The sequence below is a fragment of the Sphingomicrobium sp. XHP0239 genome, assembly GCF_039555325.1.
GTDB classification, from domain to species: domain Bacteria; phylum Pseudomonadota; class Alphaproteobacteria; order Sphingomonadales; family Sphingomonadaceae; genus Sphingomicrobium; species Sphingomicrobium maritimum.
Window position 1 is genome coordinate 1304909 of record NZ_CP154608.1, and the last position, 13432, is coordinate 1318340.

13 protein-coding genes are annotated in these 13432 nt (G+C 59.1%); 9 read left to right on the forward strand and 4 right to left on the reverse strand.

Features of this window, described 5'->3' with window-relative positions; genetic code table 11:
- Nucleotides 1-409 precede the first annotated feature (409 nt).
- The 4 genes from WJT74_RS06550 (at nucleotide 410) to WJT74_RS06565 (ending at nucleotide 2687) form a co-directional block, all read left to right on the forward strand.
- On the forward strand, nucleotides 410-934 hold the full coding sequence (locus tag WJT74_RS06550) for a hypothetical protein (protein WP_343342953.1): 525 nt from the start codon (nucleotides 410-412) through the stop codon (nucleotides 932-934).
- A gap of 102 nt (nucleotides 935-1036) precedes the next feature.
- On the forward strand, nucleotides 1037-1561 hold the full coding sequence (locus tag WJT74_RS06555; RefSeq protein WP_343342955.1) for a hypothetical protein: 525 nt from the start codon (nucleotides 1037-1039) through the stop codon (nucleotides 1559-1561).
- A gap of 2 nt (nucleotides 1562-1563) precedes the next feature.
- On the forward strand, nucleotides 1564-2187 hold the full coding sequence (locus WJT74_RS06560; protein ID WP_343342957.1) for a hypothetical protein: 624 nt from the start codon (nucleotides 1564-1566) through the stop codon (nucleotides 2185-2187).
- A complete protein-coding gene (locus WJT74_RS06565; protein WP_343342958.1) occupies nucleotides 2184-2687 on the forward strand; it encodes a hypothetical protein in 504 nt (167 codons plus the stop codon). The genes WJT74_RS06560 and WJT74_RS06565 overlap by 4 nt, the downstream gene beginning before the upstream one ends.
- A 489-nt stretch (nucleotides 2688-3176) precedes the next feature.
- On the opposite strand, the gene WJT74_RS06570 is transcribed toward WJT74_RS06565, so the two are convergent.
- The 3 genes from WJT74_RS06570 to WJT74_RS06580 are packed head-to-tail and all read right to left on the reverse strand — an operon-like array spanning nucleotide 3177 to nucleotide 5975.
- Entirely contained in the window at nucleotides 3177-5033 is a 1857-nt protein-coding gene (locus WJT74_RS06570) for a tyrosine-protein kinase family protein (protein WP_343342960.1), read from the reverse strand.
- Nucleotides 5034-5035: 2 nt separating this feature from the next.
- Nucleotides 5036-5689, reverse strand: coding sequence for a hypothetical protein (locus WJT74_RS06575; protein WP_343342962.1), 654 nt, complete (start codon nucleotides 5687-5689; stop codon nucleotides 5036-5038).
- Nucleotides 5673-5975: a hypothetical protein gene (locus tag WJT74_RS06580; protein WP_343342964.1), complete on the reverse strand. Its 303-nt coding sequence runs from the start codon at nucleotides 5973-5975 to the stop codon at nucleotides 5673-5675. The genes WJT74_RS06575 and WJT74_RS06580 overlap by 17 nt, the downstream gene beginning before the upstream one ends.
- Nucleotides 5976-6124: 149 nt before the next feature.
- On the opposite strand from WJT74_RS06580, the gene WJT74_RS06585 reads away from it, so the two are divergent.
- Genes WJT74_RS06585 through WJT74_RS06595 form a run of 3 tightly spaced genes read left to right on the forward strand, consistent with a single transcriptional unit; the run spans nucleotide 6125 to nucleotide 9064 of the window.
- The gene (locus WJT74_RS06585; protein ID WP_343342966.1) at nucleotides 6125-7489 is read left to right on the forward strand and encodes a nucleotidyltransferase domain-containing protein; all 1365 of its coding nucleotides are present in this window, start codon (nucleotides 6125-6127) and stop codon (nucleotides 7487-7489) included.
- Complete coding sequence (locus tag WJT74_RS06590) at nucleotides 7486-7956, forward strand: hypothetical protein (protein WP_343342968.1); 471 nt, start codon at nucleotides 7486-7488, stop codon at nucleotides 7954-7956. Before WJT74_RS06585 ends, WJT74_RS06590 begins: the two co-directional genes overlap by 4 nt.
- Nucleotides 7946-9064 (forward strand): CBASS cGAMP-activated phospholipase, encoded by a 1119-nt coding sequence (locus WJT74_RS06595; protein ID WP_343342970.1) that lies wholly within the window; start codon nucleotides 7946-7948, stop codon nucleotides 9062-9064. The genes WJT74_RS06590 and WJT74_RS06595 overlap by 11 nt, the downstream gene beginning before the upstream one ends.
- A 126-nt stretch (nucleotides 9065-9190) precedes the next feature.
- On the opposite strand, the gene rtcR is transcribed toward WJT74_RS06595, so the two are convergent.
- Nucleotides 9191-10780 (reverse strand): RNA repair transcriptional activator RtcR, encoded by a 1590-nt coding sequence (gene rtcR, locus WJT74_RS06600; RefSeq protein WP_343342972.1) that lies wholly within the window; start codon nucleotides 10778-10780, stop codon nucleotides 9191-9193.
- Between the two features lie 251 nt (nucleotides 10781-11031).
- Here rtcR and WJT74_RS06605 point away from each other — a divergent pair, with 251 nt between their 5' ends.
- Both WJT74_RS06605 and rtcA read left to right on the forward strand, forming a co-directional pair.
- Complete coding sequence (locus WJT74_RS06605; RefSeq protein ID WP_343342974.1) at nucleotides 11032-12261, forward strand: RtcB family protein; 1230 nt, start codon at nucleotides 11032-11034, stop codon at nucleotides 12259-12261.
- A gap of 38 nt (nucleotides 12262-12299) precedes the next feature.
- Nucleotides 12300-13319 carry an RNA 3'-terminal phosphate cyclase gene (gene rtcA, locus WJT74_RS06610; protein WP_343342976.1) on the forward strand — a complete coding sequence of 340 codons (1020 nt, stop codon included), beginning with the start codon at nucleotides 12300-12302 and terminating at the stop codon, nucleotides 13317-13319.
- Nucleotides 13320-13432: the final 113 nt, after the last annotated feature.

The following is a 13432-nucleotide window of genomic DNA, read 5'->3' on the forward strand; positions in this document are numbered from 1 at the left end:
GGAACCGGACCCGCGCGATAGGAAGTTGATCAACTGGTTCAGCAGCAACTAGCCGAGGTGGAGCGCAAAATCTCCGATCTAATGGCTTTACGAGACGAGCTGGGACAGATGTTACGGTCCTGCGAGTCGGACAAGATCGGTGAATGCAAGGTCATCGGATGCCTCGGGCACCATAGCGTTGTGCAAGATCTCAATGGCTGTCCGCTTGTGGATCACCCATGGAAGGAGTGGAACGGCCGAAATGGGGCGCGAAGCGGTCATCAAGAAATGTTGCGGGCTTCACGACATCTCGTCCGCGAAAGGATAGTTGAGTAATGTCATTGGAGGACTGAGTGGCTGACGCCGAAAGGTGAAAATTCCACTGAGGCGCGCAGACTTGCAGCCGGCTGCGCGCCGCCTCGAGACTCCCATGACAAAGAAAGAAACCAAAGGAAGAGCGTCCTACGCTGGCGCTCTCCTTATCTGTCGTAACCTTGCCCAGCTTACTGCCTACGAAATGGTCGGCGACCAGATCATGATGCCGGATAATGGCGGCAGCCAAACCAGCATCTCACAATCGCTGATCCTCATGCCGGGCGTTCGGCTCGCATCTGATGAGATGGCGAGGGGCATCGCGAAGCTCGGAACCACCGCCATCGGCGTCAGGTGCCTTCACTCTCCCGATGCTCAACGAGTTGCCGACTTCACCGTGCTGTTCGTTGCGAACGGCAACGCCGAGCGATTTGCCGCCATGCGCGCGTGGATCGATCAAGATGGCGGCCTTTATCTCATACCCGATGAAGACACCGCCAAGGCCGGCGACACATGCTTCAAGTTCGATCGCGGCCTGCGCAAGGCCACGCGACCCTGGACGGACGACGCCGACCGCCAGCGCGGTCTTGCAGAAGCAATGGTCCTGCTTCTGGCTGAAGGGGCCGACCAGCGGCCTAGCTGATCCCAGAATGAAGAGAAGGCTCGGCGTGTAGGCCGAGTAGATAATGAAACTAGAGGGGAGAGCGAGCTCGGCCAGAGCGACCTCCTCGAAGGATATTTCCCAATGAACATGATTACCCTGAACCGCCCGCTCGAGGGCGAACCCTTGCGGCCGTGGATTACGCACCGGACGCGCAGCCGTTTTGCCTCGCTCGTGACGTCCTGCGGTCTTGCCAGTGTCGAAGCTGCTCGCATCAACGAGAGTATCGCGCGCGGCTTCTTCGCAGACGACGAAGCGGGCGTGGTGCTGACTGCAACCTCCTGTGATCGCCCCCTGTTCTATCCCGAGTGTGAATTGCTGTCGCAATTCCTGAGCCAGGACCTTGTCCTGATGCGCTTCGACCCGCTGAAGGGCGCATCCTTCGATGTCTTGCTGGAAGGTAGCCAGACCTGGCTGTGCAAATACCTTGCCTGGCGCCGCGATGGCGAAGCCCTCTGGCTAGTTCCCGCACATACCGCAGGCCCCTTCTTTCGGTTGAACAAGGAAGGGCTCGATACCTTCGAAGGCGCGCCTTACGAGAACGGGTCTCAGCGCTATGCCGGGATCATCCGGACGGTCGACATGCCCTCTTTCGAAGGGAGGTTCTGATCATGGCAAAAGCAAAAACCAAAGATACCAAGATCGCTCAGATCAAAGCGGTGCCTCCCAAGGTCAAGATGAAGATCTTCGAACACGAGCCGTGTGACGAGCACCCTGACTTTAGCTGGTTCCGTTACTGGTACGAGACCGAATTCGACCGTGCGACCGTGACCGACTGGATCGAGAAGAAGAGCGTCCCCGGCGACGATCCGAAGTTCGGCCGTGCGGCGCGGATCGAGGTCTTGCTTCCGCCCAGCGCGCCGGCTGATTACACAAATATCGAGTTCTTGACCCGGCGGTTCGACGAGACCTTGCCGCCTTTCGAGAAGCACGCGTTGATCCAGGCCAAGATCATGCTCGACGACGATGAAGCCTGGCACATCGGCTATGAGCGGGTACGCAGCTTTGCTCGTTCCCATTTCGCTCACCGGTACGTGGTCATCCTCATCGCGCATATCCCTGGCACGGCCGGCCTCAAGGGTCAGGGCAATCACATTCACTGTGCGGTTCTCTCGAGGACGATCAATATCAATGGCTTTGGCGGAGCATGCACGAACCTGTGCAGCGATCGGGGCTACGAGGCGGCGGTCGCTGCGTGGCAGGAACACAAGAAGACTTGGGACGTGGCGGCATGAGCGCGGAAGAGGACACCAAGCCCTCCGAATTTCTGGCTAACCATTTGGCCCGCAAAGGGCCGGACGAGGTCAAAAAGGTGCAAGCCTCGGTCGACCGCGCTCGCGAGCTTTTAGCAAGCGGCGAGGTCCAGCTATACCGGGAAGGGGAGAACCCTTTCGAGCTGGCTCCGTATCCATGGGAGGTCAGCGAGGTTCCGGCCAATGCTCCCAGACGCATCTTTCTCGGGACGGTGAGCGATTTGGCGACAGGGCAGGGCCACACGGTCTATTTTGCGGCCGCCCTGGCGTGGAATGAAGACGAGTTTCGCCGGAAGATGGCTGCTCACATCGGGCACGCGCTCGCCAACGGTGCCAAGGTAAATCCCGGCGTGGAAGACTTCCACTTCTCAAAGACCTTCATCTCGCCGTCACTCCGGCAGACCTTGGAGAAGTTCGACGAGGGGAAGGATGCGCCGGCAGCGTTCTTTTTTCTCAGCCAGTGGCATGAAAATCGGTCTTGAATTGAAGCAGCTGCCGCTCAGCGCTAGACCATTTAGCGGGAGCGGCAGTTTTGCGCCCTAATGTCGGTCATTCGCGGTTTCTGCCTATTCGCCCCATCTCGGACATCCGACGGCGTGACGAGCCCCTTTTGATTTGGAAGATTGCCACAGTGTGCAAGACTAATTCGCTCGTCTCCTCGACGATCGACTCGTCCAACATCTCTGTTGCTGCATTCAAAAGCGACGATCGTCCGGCATTCAGGATGAGAGCCGACGAGCTATCTTACGCCAGTGTTCGTCCATTTCCATCAACTTGAAAAGAAAAGGCCCGGCGGTTTATCGCCGAGCCTCACTCGTCCTAATATATATTGATGTTAGGAGTCGGCCCCTGAGTCATCTACCATTTCACTGCTCCTACTTTCACCACTAATAGCTCTTATAAGTTAACCGATGATGGATATCGCTCGTTCCATGCCGAGTTAGCGGCCAGTCACACCTTGTGCAAGTGACCTAGTTACGATTGTCAGTACCGAGGAATGGCGGTTTGAGGGGCTCACCACGTTTCATTGCTATCTCCATCTCCGCCAAATCCCGCCGGAAATCTTCAGCCGTGCAATATAGGTACGTCCAGCAGCTGAAGACGAAGAAGCCGAATTCGGATCGAGCGTGCGCTTCGTCGAGTTGCACCAGGGAGTCGTCGACTTGCTTTGCCAATGCACACGCCAGCGCGGCGCATTGGTGCCGATTCGCCTCCGATTTAGATGTCGAGTGCAACACCCCACAGAGAAAGCTCACGTCTTTCTCGTGTACAGCCCTTTCGTTCCCCCATTTTGCCATCAGCAAATTGAAGCGCGATGCCAAATCTTCGGGCCTGTCTTGTAGTACCTTGCGGATCAGATCGATCGCCTCGCTGAAACGCCGTGCACCGATGAGAGCGATCGAGGCTGAATTGATGATGTCCCGCCAGAATTCATCTGAGATGTCGGTATTGTTAAGCTTTTCAATGAAGCCGTCGGCTACGAAATCGAGATTCTCTCGTTTAGTCATCAGATAAGGAGAGAGCTCGATCATAGCTCGAGATTTGGTTTCGGGATTTCCAAAGATTTGCCGTGCGACCGCCTCAGGCTCTTTGGTGACGGAACTCAACAAGCGAGCAGCGGGCATGAAATCGAAGGATGAAGCGTCTTTTGAGGTGAGAACATCGATCAAATCGGTAAGCGCCTCGTCCTTTTTGTTGAGGTTGATCCGCGCCACGGCCCGCAGAAGTCTGTGTCGTACGCCATCCGAGCCATGCTTGATCGCCACCGACAATGAGTGCTCCTCGTCTTCATAAAGCTGGGCTTCGGAAAAGACTTCCGCGGCGAGCGATGCGATCTCTGAATCCTCAGGGTGCCTTCTTTGAATCTGTTTGGCCTTTTCTGGGATCGCAGTGCTTGCCTGACTGCTCTTCACTTTTCGCGCAGCCTCGAAAATCTCGGGCATTCGAGTGAGCGCAACGATCGCTCCGTCGCGGTCTTCGCGGTTTTCCGCCATGATCGCGTGAGCCAGTTTTCGATACTGGCGTGCGAGCTTCGATTTTTCGCGCGACAAGGCGATCACCGGAAGGTCGAGAAGCGCCATATTCGCCCAATGCCCGATGGTGACGACGGGTGGCTCCAGTTGCGTAGGATCGCCATATCGCAATTCTTCGCGAGCGGATTGGAGCGATCGGCCGAGAATGTCGTCCTCGTCAAAAGCTTCAGGCAAGTTGGAAGGGCAGAAAAGCAATTCGATATGCCTGCCTCCGCGCTTGGGTTCAGTGCGGATGAGCTCCACGATCGGCCCTAGGCCGACGATGTTCTGACGCGTGGGGATGAACATTAGGACCACAACGTCCGGGATCTGGCGCGTGCAAATGCCACTGACGTCTGTATTGCCAGTACGACTGTCGACCAAGACATAGTCGAACCCCTTGCCTTCAAATTGCGCCCATTGATTCTTGAGGTCTTCGATTAAGAGGTATCCCTCGCGCTCTTCGTAGAGATGTGCCCAATCGATGGATGAAAAAGCTTGGGAATAATGCGGCGACGTATTGTCTCCGGCCGGCATCACCCAGACCGGGATGTCGGGCGCAATCTCGCACTTGGTGATGTAGCCGGACACCGCCGGTGCTGCATTGGTCTCCAGATAATCGTGGACAAAGTCCACGATGCCGGGTTTGCCGCGCACTTCTTCGAAGGGCCCGTAGCTCGGGATGCCCGGTGCCTCCAGATCGAAGTCGACGATGAGGACGCGGCGCCCCATTTCGCTGAGGATCGCCGCGACATTTGCGAGGGCCATCGTGCGACCCACGCCGCCTTTATAAGAATAGAAGGTGGTGACAAACACGATTAGTGCATCGCTGCAATTGGAGGATGGAGAAAGTCGACTCCCCTCGGTTTCATGCTCTGTACGTCAGTACGAAATGTAGGTCTTCCACCGCGGCGTCTTGGCATCGAAGGTGTCGCAGTACGATATTCACTCCGCGCTGGTACCAGTGCACATTGCTCCTGCGGCAACGCTCTTGACAGTGCTGGAGCCAACTCGGCGTTCATCGCCTCAATCGCCTTGGCCTCATCGACTGCGTCCCGCTCAAGCTTGTCATTATCTGCGAGCCATGACGCTACGTCGCTCCAGTTCCACAAGGGGCGCTGACTTGTCAGGCTGACCACCGGGCTCGGGAAATCTTTCCCCCGGCTCCCATTTGCGTAAAGCGAAATGACTTGCCGGGTGAGACCTGCACGATCGGCGATGTCGCTCGCTGAGACGAGCGGATCCGGTTCTACCCGCAGGACATGTGCGCCCGCTTTCTCGACGCTTTCTTTCGCGCTGCGAAGCGCCTTTGCAAAGCTGGAGGATTCACGGTCGAAGCGAATGACGAATCGTCCGCGCTGGATGGCCACCAACGCATCGTCACAGCCGGCATCGAGAAAGCGATCCTGCCATTCTTCATCGTCTAGCGACAGGCCGTCAGCGACGATTGTGAATTCATAGGTTTTCATCATCAGCCTCCTTTTCGTTTTCACTCTTCGTCTTTTCCGGCGCCCCTTCGCCCGCCGTCGGGCGGTGCGGGCAGGCATCGATGGCCCTTAAGATCTGCTTGGCGTGGTTGGCGGCGCTCTTGGGCGTGCTCCAGATCGACATCCGACAGCCGTCGCGAGACGCCTGGGGGCACTTGACGGCTCCCCAAGGCTTGGCGCGCGGGCCTGCTTTCTCGATCTTCCAACCCATGTCCTCCGCCCGGCGAAGCGCATCCTCGATCTCGGATTTTGAATGCTTCGGCCGAGTCATTTGCCCCTGCTAGGCCCTTCGTTGACGAGCGTCAACAATATGTAGTGAAGTGTTGACAAATGTCAACGCCGGGGGTAAATGAGGCGCAAGGCCGGTGTGGTATCGGTCGTTCCCACCCGGCATTCGCCGACGACAGATAGGCTTTGAACATGGCGACCCTTCCCGATATTTCCCAATCGCCCTTCGGCAATCTCGTGCAGATCGACCCCGTTGAGGCTGCGCTAATGGACTTGGCCCGCGCGCTCCAGTTGACGCCGTCCATGCATCGCGAGGCGACCCGCCGCTATGACGCGCTCGCCGTGCATGTCGATCGCAATGGAAGCCCGCTCGAAGACAGGGTCAGCGAAGTTTATCCCTCAGGAAGCTTTGCCATCCATGCCGCGATCCGCTCGGACATCACGCGCGACCAGCATGACGTCGATGCCGTTCTCGAACTGTGTGTCAGGTCGGAGGCGGACCCCGAGCGTGTGCTCGACGAGCTCTATTCGGCGATCGTTTCGACGGACGACGAAACCTATCGCGGACTGAAGGTGGAACGGAACAGCCGCTGCGTGACGGTGCATTATACGGATGGGGTGACGGTCGATTTGATGCCCGTCGTGCGATTGGCTGGCCAGGAACCCCGGGTTGCGAAGCTGTTCCACTCCAAGCCCGAAACGGGCGAGTGCTATCACAAGGAGGTGAACCCCTGTGGGTTCGCCAAGCATTTCAACAAGACCGTTGAACTAAGCGCGACGTTCCAGATGCGTTTCGACCATCGCCGGACGCTGGTCGAGGGCGCAAGCTTCGCTGACCAGCAGGCCGGCTATAGCGTGATGGAGAAGGCCGACACACAGCCCATGCCTGATCATGTGCCGCTGGACCAGAAGGCGCCGAGGGTGGTTGCCCTGCAGATCCTCAAGCGCTTTCGCGACAAGCGGTATCGCAATTGCGATGACCATAAGGGCTGCCGAAAGCCGCCGTCGATTGTCATGGCCGCTCTTGCGCTGGAGGCACCTCCCTCCTCGTCCAACCTGACCGATGAGGTCATTGCTGTCGCCACGGCAATTCGAAATTCGATCGTGGCGGCCGATCGGGTTGGGCAACTCATCGAAGTGCGCAATCCGTCGCATCATCCCGACCTCTTTACCGATCGCTGGCCGGAGGATCAGTCGGCACAGCGCTTGTGGGCTGCCGACCTCCAGCATTTCATCGGGAGCATTACCGAGTTGCGCCGAAATGGATTCGATCCGGTACGCACCAAAAGGGTGTTTGATGATCTCTTCGGTGAGAAGGTCGGCACGCGGGTCCTTGAGGATCATTTCCGCGTCCAGAACAAGGCGATCGATGAGGGCCGAGCCGGCATGACAAGGGACGGCCGGCCCGTCTCGCCTGCCATGCCTGCTGGAGCGGCCTCTGCCGGCAAGGCAGGGGTGGCTGTGGCGGCGGGCCTCGGAGCGATGGCGAACGATCACGCGCCTTCGATTATCAAGCCGCTTCGCTCGAACACCGGGATGGGTGATCGGCCCCGATGATGATTTCGATAGAGCGCCAGATCGCGGATATGGCCGCGCATCTTCCAGACTGGACCGTCGAACTCCTAGATGCGCGTTCGGCCGTTTGGATAGGATCGCTCCAACCTTACACGACGCGCTATACGATCCGTATCGAGCAGCGCATACCCTACTTGGTCGAAAACCGAACTCTGATCGATGTACAGCCCTTGATTGAAGTGCTTTCTCCGAAGTTGATGCTTCAACCCGGCAACCCGGAAGGGGATTTGCCACACGTATATTGGAGCTTGCCGCAGACCGAGCGCGCAGGTCCCTTCTTGTGCGTGTTCGATGCTGAGGCGCGCGAGTGGACGCTTGATGATCCTTTGTCACACAGCATCGTTCCTTTTACGCTTCATTGGCTCCAGTCCTACGAGGGCTGGTTGGCGTGCGGCGACTGGTTAGGATTCGGCCGTCATACAGGAGGAAAAAGAACCGGTGTCTGCTAGTTCGACAAGCGCCGAGCGCGCTTTAGCGCCGCTTCCAACCCACCTCCGCTCTGATGGGCTCCGACAAGATCGGCGCCAGCAGCTCCCTTGGCAGCAGGAGGAATTCAGGATCCTATCGATTGACGGCGGCGGTATTCGTGGCATTCTCCCGGCGAGCATTCTGACCGAGTGCGAACGTGCTTTTACCGGTGGTACGTCGGCGGGCCGATATTTCGATATGATCGCTGGCACGTCGACAGGCGGCATTATCGCGTTGGGCCTGGGACATGGCTTACCCGCATCTCAGGTTCTCGATCTTTATCTCAAGCACGGCGGCGAGATTTTCCCGTCGAAGCCCAAGCGCACGGGGTGGCGGGAGAAGATGGCCGGATGGATCGCGCTGGCCCGTAATGTACGGAAGGTACGTTATCGACCCGATGTCCTTAATGAGCTGCTGGTGGAGACGTTCGGCACGAGCGTTCTTGGAGAATCAACGCGCCGATTGGTTATTCCGACCTTTGACGGGAATACCAAGGTGAATGTTCTTAAAACGCCGCATCACCCCGATTTCCAACAGGACTGGAAGCAAAGCATGGTCGATGTAGCACTGGCCACGTCTGCCGCGCCGACCTACTTCCCGCCGCACAAGGTGGATGAGAAGGTTTACGCCGATGGGGGCGTCTGGGCGAATAACCCGGTCATGCTGGCCCTCGTCGATGCTCTCACCTGTTATGATTTAGATCGTCACTCGGTCCGCATCCTCTCGCTTGGTTGCAGCTCGGGAAAGTTGAGTATTAACGAGAAGCAGATCAACCGAGGCGGACTATGGGATTGGCGTGAGGTCGTGACCGCGGCTATGGATCTGAGCGGACAGAATGCCGATGGACAGGCTGGCCTGCTGATTGGGCGTGAGCGCCTATTGCGTATCGACCAATGTGATCAGAAAAAATCGATTGCACTTGACGATTATGCCGAGGCTAAGTCCGCGCTCCCGTCGCTGGCGAAAGAATTGTTCAATCGCCATCACGCGAAATTGCAGGAGTTCTTTTCTGTCGCCCGCCCCGAAACCAACGCCTACTATGGGCCCCGGTCCCTTCTTGAGACCAGTGAGCCCAGTCGGTTGGCGTGAGTATATCATGGCGGCAGCCCTTTCTTAACGATACGATCGATCGCAAGACCATATTCGTATGGGACGAAGTCGGTGTCAGTCAGGGCCTCATTTTCACCTGAAACAAGACCGTCCGCTATCGGCCCATTAGCTGATACCGTCCCACGTAAGTCCAAACCGCGCCAGAAACTTGCGCAGACGATCGGCGTCGTTCGTCGATTTGCGCTCACCCCGCGAGACCGCAAACAGTTCTCGCCCCGCAGCCGACAACGACGCACTGCGACGGCAGACCGCGATTACATGTTCCAACTGCGCCTGGTCGAAGGGGTCGATCCGGGCGATGGTATCGGCTGGCAGGACTTCGGCAAGCGCACTGTCACCAGCTCGGTCGCCCTCGCCGTGCCAAAGTCGCCCGAGCCGCGCGATTTCTGAGGTAACCGTAGCCGCGTCGATCCGTCCGTCCTGGCTGAGCGTCGCCATGCGGGTGATGCTGGCCGACAGGTCGCGAAAGTTGCCGTTCCAAGTTGCCTCATTGCTCGTTGCGAAGGCGAGGTAGGCCCTGCGCGCCTCGGCGTTGAAGGTGACGCGCAGGTCTTCCGCCTTGGCGAAGCGTTCCAGTTCATAGTCGAGGTTGGGCTCGATGTCCTCGCGGCGCTCGGCAAGGCCGGGGAGAGCGAAGGTCCATAGGTTGAGCCGGGCGAACAGGTCTTCGCGGAAACGACCTTCTCCGATCTCAGCGACGAGGTCGCGGTTGGTGCCGGCGATTAGCTGGAAATCGCTTGCCACTTCCTTGTCCGATCCCACGGGAAGGAAGCGCTTGTCCTCCACCGCGCGCAAGATCATCGCCTGCTCGTCGAGGCCGAGTTCCCCGATCTCGTCGAGAAACAGCATGCCCTTATCGGCGCTGCGGAGCAGGCCAGCGCGTTCGGCGACCGCGCCGGTGAAGGCGCCCCTAGTGTGGCCGAACAGGGCGGCCATCGCGTTGTCGCCTTTCAAAGTCGCGCAGTTGACCTCGACGAACGGACCGGAGAGGCGGTGGCGCTCGACCTTGAGTTCGTAGATTCGGCGGGCGAGCGCGCTCTTGCCCGCGCCGGTCGGTCCCATCAACAGAAGTGGCGCGGAAGAGCGCGTTGCGACCTGCTCGATTTCGTCGATCATGGTGTTGAAGGCCGCGTTGCGCGTCTCGATCCCGCCCTTGAGAAACGACGTGCTTACCCGGCTGCCTTCGGCAAAGCGCTGCGCGATAGTGTCGTAGCGAGATAGGTCGAGGTCGATCGCGTTCCAAACACCCGAGGGGTCGGGTGCGCCGCGCTTCGGCTGGGTCTGCAACAGCTTGCCAGGAATGAACCGGGCTTCGGTCAGCAAGAACATGCAGATTTGCGCAACGTGGGTGCCTGTAGTGATATGGACGAGGTAGTCCTCGCCCTCGGGATCAAATTCGAAGCTCTGCGCAAAGTCGAGTAGCTCGGTGTAGACCTCCTCAAAATCCCAAGCATCGTCAAAATTCATCACGCGCGGTTCGACACTCGTCTCCGGCGAGACGCCGGCGATGTCGTCGGCGATGAAGCGTGCCAGCCCCTCGTGCTGGCGTCCGTGGAGCAGGATCAGCCGATCAACGCGCAGGTCCGGCTGCATGCACAACCCCACCGTTGGTCGCCACTTGCTCCACCGTGACGCGTCACGCTTGCTCGCGTCGAGTGTCGAGCCGAGGAATCCGATTACCGTCGTGCGCCGCATTATTATCCTTTAGGATAAATCACGATAAAAAACTATAAGAAATACAGTTATAGAGGCACGTACGATCTTAGTGCTGTCTCATCATGAACCCCTGCGATCCCGGATCCCTGCGGGCATTTCCGTCTTCCCGAATGAGTTTGGCACGCTGCCTGCAAAGCTAGGAGCGCCGGGTTTATCGAACGCCCGGTGACGATGACGCCGGGGTGGCCGGAATGGGCCGGCCACCCCTAAGGCTGCCGCAGCAAGGACAAATGATGACTCAGACAGGCTACGAACTTCAGCAGGTAGACGGCGGAGCGCCGATCAAGATGTGGACGCGCGGCGTTCCCGTCGATGACAAGGCGCGCGACCAGCTCTCCCGAGCGGCGAAGATGCCGTTCATCTTCAAACATGTTGCTGCCATGCCCGACGTCCATGTCGGCATCGGGGCGACCGTCGGTTCGGTCATCCCGACCAAAGGCGCGGTGATCCCCGCGGCCGTCGGCGTGGATATTGGCTGCGGCATGATGGCTGCGCGCACTTCGCTTATGGCCAGTGACCTTCCCGACAACCTTGAAGACATCCGCTCGACTATCGAGAAAGCCGTGCCGCATGGCCGTTCCGCGGGCCGCGGCGGACGCGATAAGGGCGCCTGGGGCGATCCGCCGTCGGAGACGGTCGAGGCTTGGGCAACCCTCGTTCATCGGTTCGATCGGATTGTGGTGAAGTATCCCAAGCTGGAGCGCGCCAATCACCTCGTGCATCTCGGCACGCTGGGGACGGGCAACCACTTCATCGAACTGTGCCTCGACGAGGAGCAGCGCGTCTGGGTGATGCTACATTCCGGCAGCCGCGGCGTCGGCAACGCGATCGGGCGTTATTTCATCGAACTGGCGAAGGGAGATATGCGCAAGTGGCATATCAACTTGCCGGACGAGGACCTTGCCTACTTCCCGGAAGGCACCGACCATTTCGACGATTACGTCGAGGCGGTTGAATGGGCGCAGGACTTCGCCAAGCTCAACCGGCACGTGATGATGACGCACACGATCGCGGCGCTTCGCAGCCAGATCGCCAAGCCCTTCACGGCGGAATGCGAGGCGGTGAACTGCCATCACAACTACGTGACGCGCGAAAACCACTTCGGTGAGAACGTTCTTGTCACCCGCAAGGGCGCGGTGCGCGCGGCGAAGGGAACGATGGGTATCATCCCCGGATCGATGGGTGCGAAGAGCTTCATCGTGCGCGGCCTCGGCAACGCGGACAGCTTCGACAGCTGTTCGCACGGCGCTGGCCGGGTGATGAGCCGGACCCAGGCCAAGAAAGAGGTCTCGCTCGAAGAGCATATCGCCGACACGGCTGGGGTCGAATGCCGTAAGGATGCAGGGGTGATTGACGAGACGCCCCGGGCCTACAAGCCGATCGAAAAGGTCATGGCCGCGCAGGCCGATCTGGTCGAAATCGTCCACACGTTGAAGCAGGTGGTGTGCGTGAAGGGATAATCCCTTCACGCCGCCATCCGATTATCCAGGATTACGCCATGATCACTATCGACGGCTCCGAAGGCGAAGGCGGCGGGCAGATGCTGCGCAACGCCTGCGCGCTGTCGCTCGTCACAGGCGAGCCTTTCATCATCGAAAAAATCCGCGCGGGCCGCGATCAGCCCGGGCTTATGCGCCAGCACCTGACCGCGATCGAGGCCGCCTGCGCCATTGGCGGGGCCGATTGCGAGGGATTGCAGCTCGGCTCCAACCGCATCACCTTCAAGCCAGGTTCGGTGACGCCGGGCGATTATCGCTTTGCCGTCGGAACGGCGGGCTCGACCGCGCTCGTCCTCCAGACGATACTCGTGCCGCTCGCGCTGGCCGACAAGCCGTCGCACCTAATTATTGAGGGCGGCACCCATGCCAACATGGCCCCCCCGTTCGACTTCATCGCGAAGTGCTTCCTTCCCATCTTTGAGCGTATGGGGCCGCGCGTCTCAGCCCGCATCAAGCGACACGGTTTCTTCCCGCGCGGGGGCGGCCGGATCGAAATCGACATCGAGCCTTCACCGTTGCGTCGGATCGAATGCATTGAGCGGGGCGAACTCCGCGAGCGGTCGGGCATGATTGTCTCCGCCTCGCTCGGCGACGGCAAGATCCCGCAGCGCATTCGAAAGGCGACACTTAAAGCGCTGACCGAGTGGGACGAAACCATGGTGTCCATTCGGGATTTGCCTGCCGACCAAGGCCCGGGCGTGGCGATGACGTTGGAAGCCGCCTACGAGCATGTGACCGAGGTCGTTTCGGGTTTCGGCAAGCTGGGCGTGTCGGCAGAACGGATTGGAACCACCGCGGGCAGGCGTATGGCCGGTTACCAGGCGTCGAGTGCCTTTGCGGGACCGTACCTGCAGGACCAACTCCTCCTGCCAATGTCGATAGCGGGTGGCGGCACCTTCACTAGCGTGAAGGTCAGCGAGCACACTCGCACTGCGGCAGACGTTATCACCAAATTTACGGGACGCAGCGCGCAATTCGAAGATGCGGACACAAGGGGAACTTTGGTCCGGTTATCCTAGAGACGATTCAAAAGCGGACAGTCCACACACGGCCCCAAAGCTACCGCGCCCAAGCCTAGGCTACGTGTCACTTTTTTCCGTAGGTCCGCCAGCTTCTTCAACGGCTCTCGTTT

Coding starts and splice junctions, on each gene's coding strand:
- rtcA (WP_343342976.1), top strand. CDS start 12,300: ATGATCACTATCGACGGCTCCGAAGGCGAAGGCGGCGGGCAGATGCTG.
- WJT74_RS06555 (WP_343342955.1), top strand. CDS start 1,037: ATGAACATGATTACCCTGAACCGCCCGCTCGAGGGCGAACCCTTGCGG.
- WJT74_RS06590 (WP_343342968.1), top strand. CDS start 7,486: ATGATGATTTCGATAGAGCGCCAGATCGCGGATATGGCCGCGCATCTT.
- WJT74_RS06575 (WP_343342962.1), bottom strand. CDS start 5,689: ATGATGAAAACCTATGAATTCACAATCGTCGCTGACGGCCTGTCGCTA.
- WJT74_RS06580 (WP_343342964.1), bottom strand. CDS start 5,975: ATGACTCGGCCGAAGCATTCAAAATCCGAGATCGAGGATGCGCTTCGC.
- WJT74_RS06560 (WP_343342957.1), top strand. CDS start 1,564: ATGGCAAAAGCAAAAACCAAAGATACCAAGATCGCTCAGATCAAAGCG.
- WJT74_RS06585 (WP_343342966.1), top strand. CDS start 6,125: ATGGCGACCCTTCCCGATATTTCCCAATCGCCCTTCGGCAATCTCGTG.
- WJT74_RS06565 (WP_343342958.1), top strand. CDS start 2,184: ATGAGCGCGGAAGAGGACACCAAGCCCTCCGAATTTCTGGCTAACCAT.
- rtcR (WP_343342972.1), bottom strand. CDS start 10,780: ATGCGGCGCACGACGGTAATCGGATTCCTCGGCTCGACACTCGACGCG.
- WJT74_RS06550 (WP_343342953.1), top strand. CDS start 410: ATGACAAAGAAAGAAACCAAAGGAAGAGCGTCCTACGCTGGCGCTCTC.
- WJT74_RS06605 (WP_343342974.1), top strand. CDS start 11,032: ATGATGACTCAGACAGGCTACGAACTTCAGCAGGTAGACGGCGGAGCG.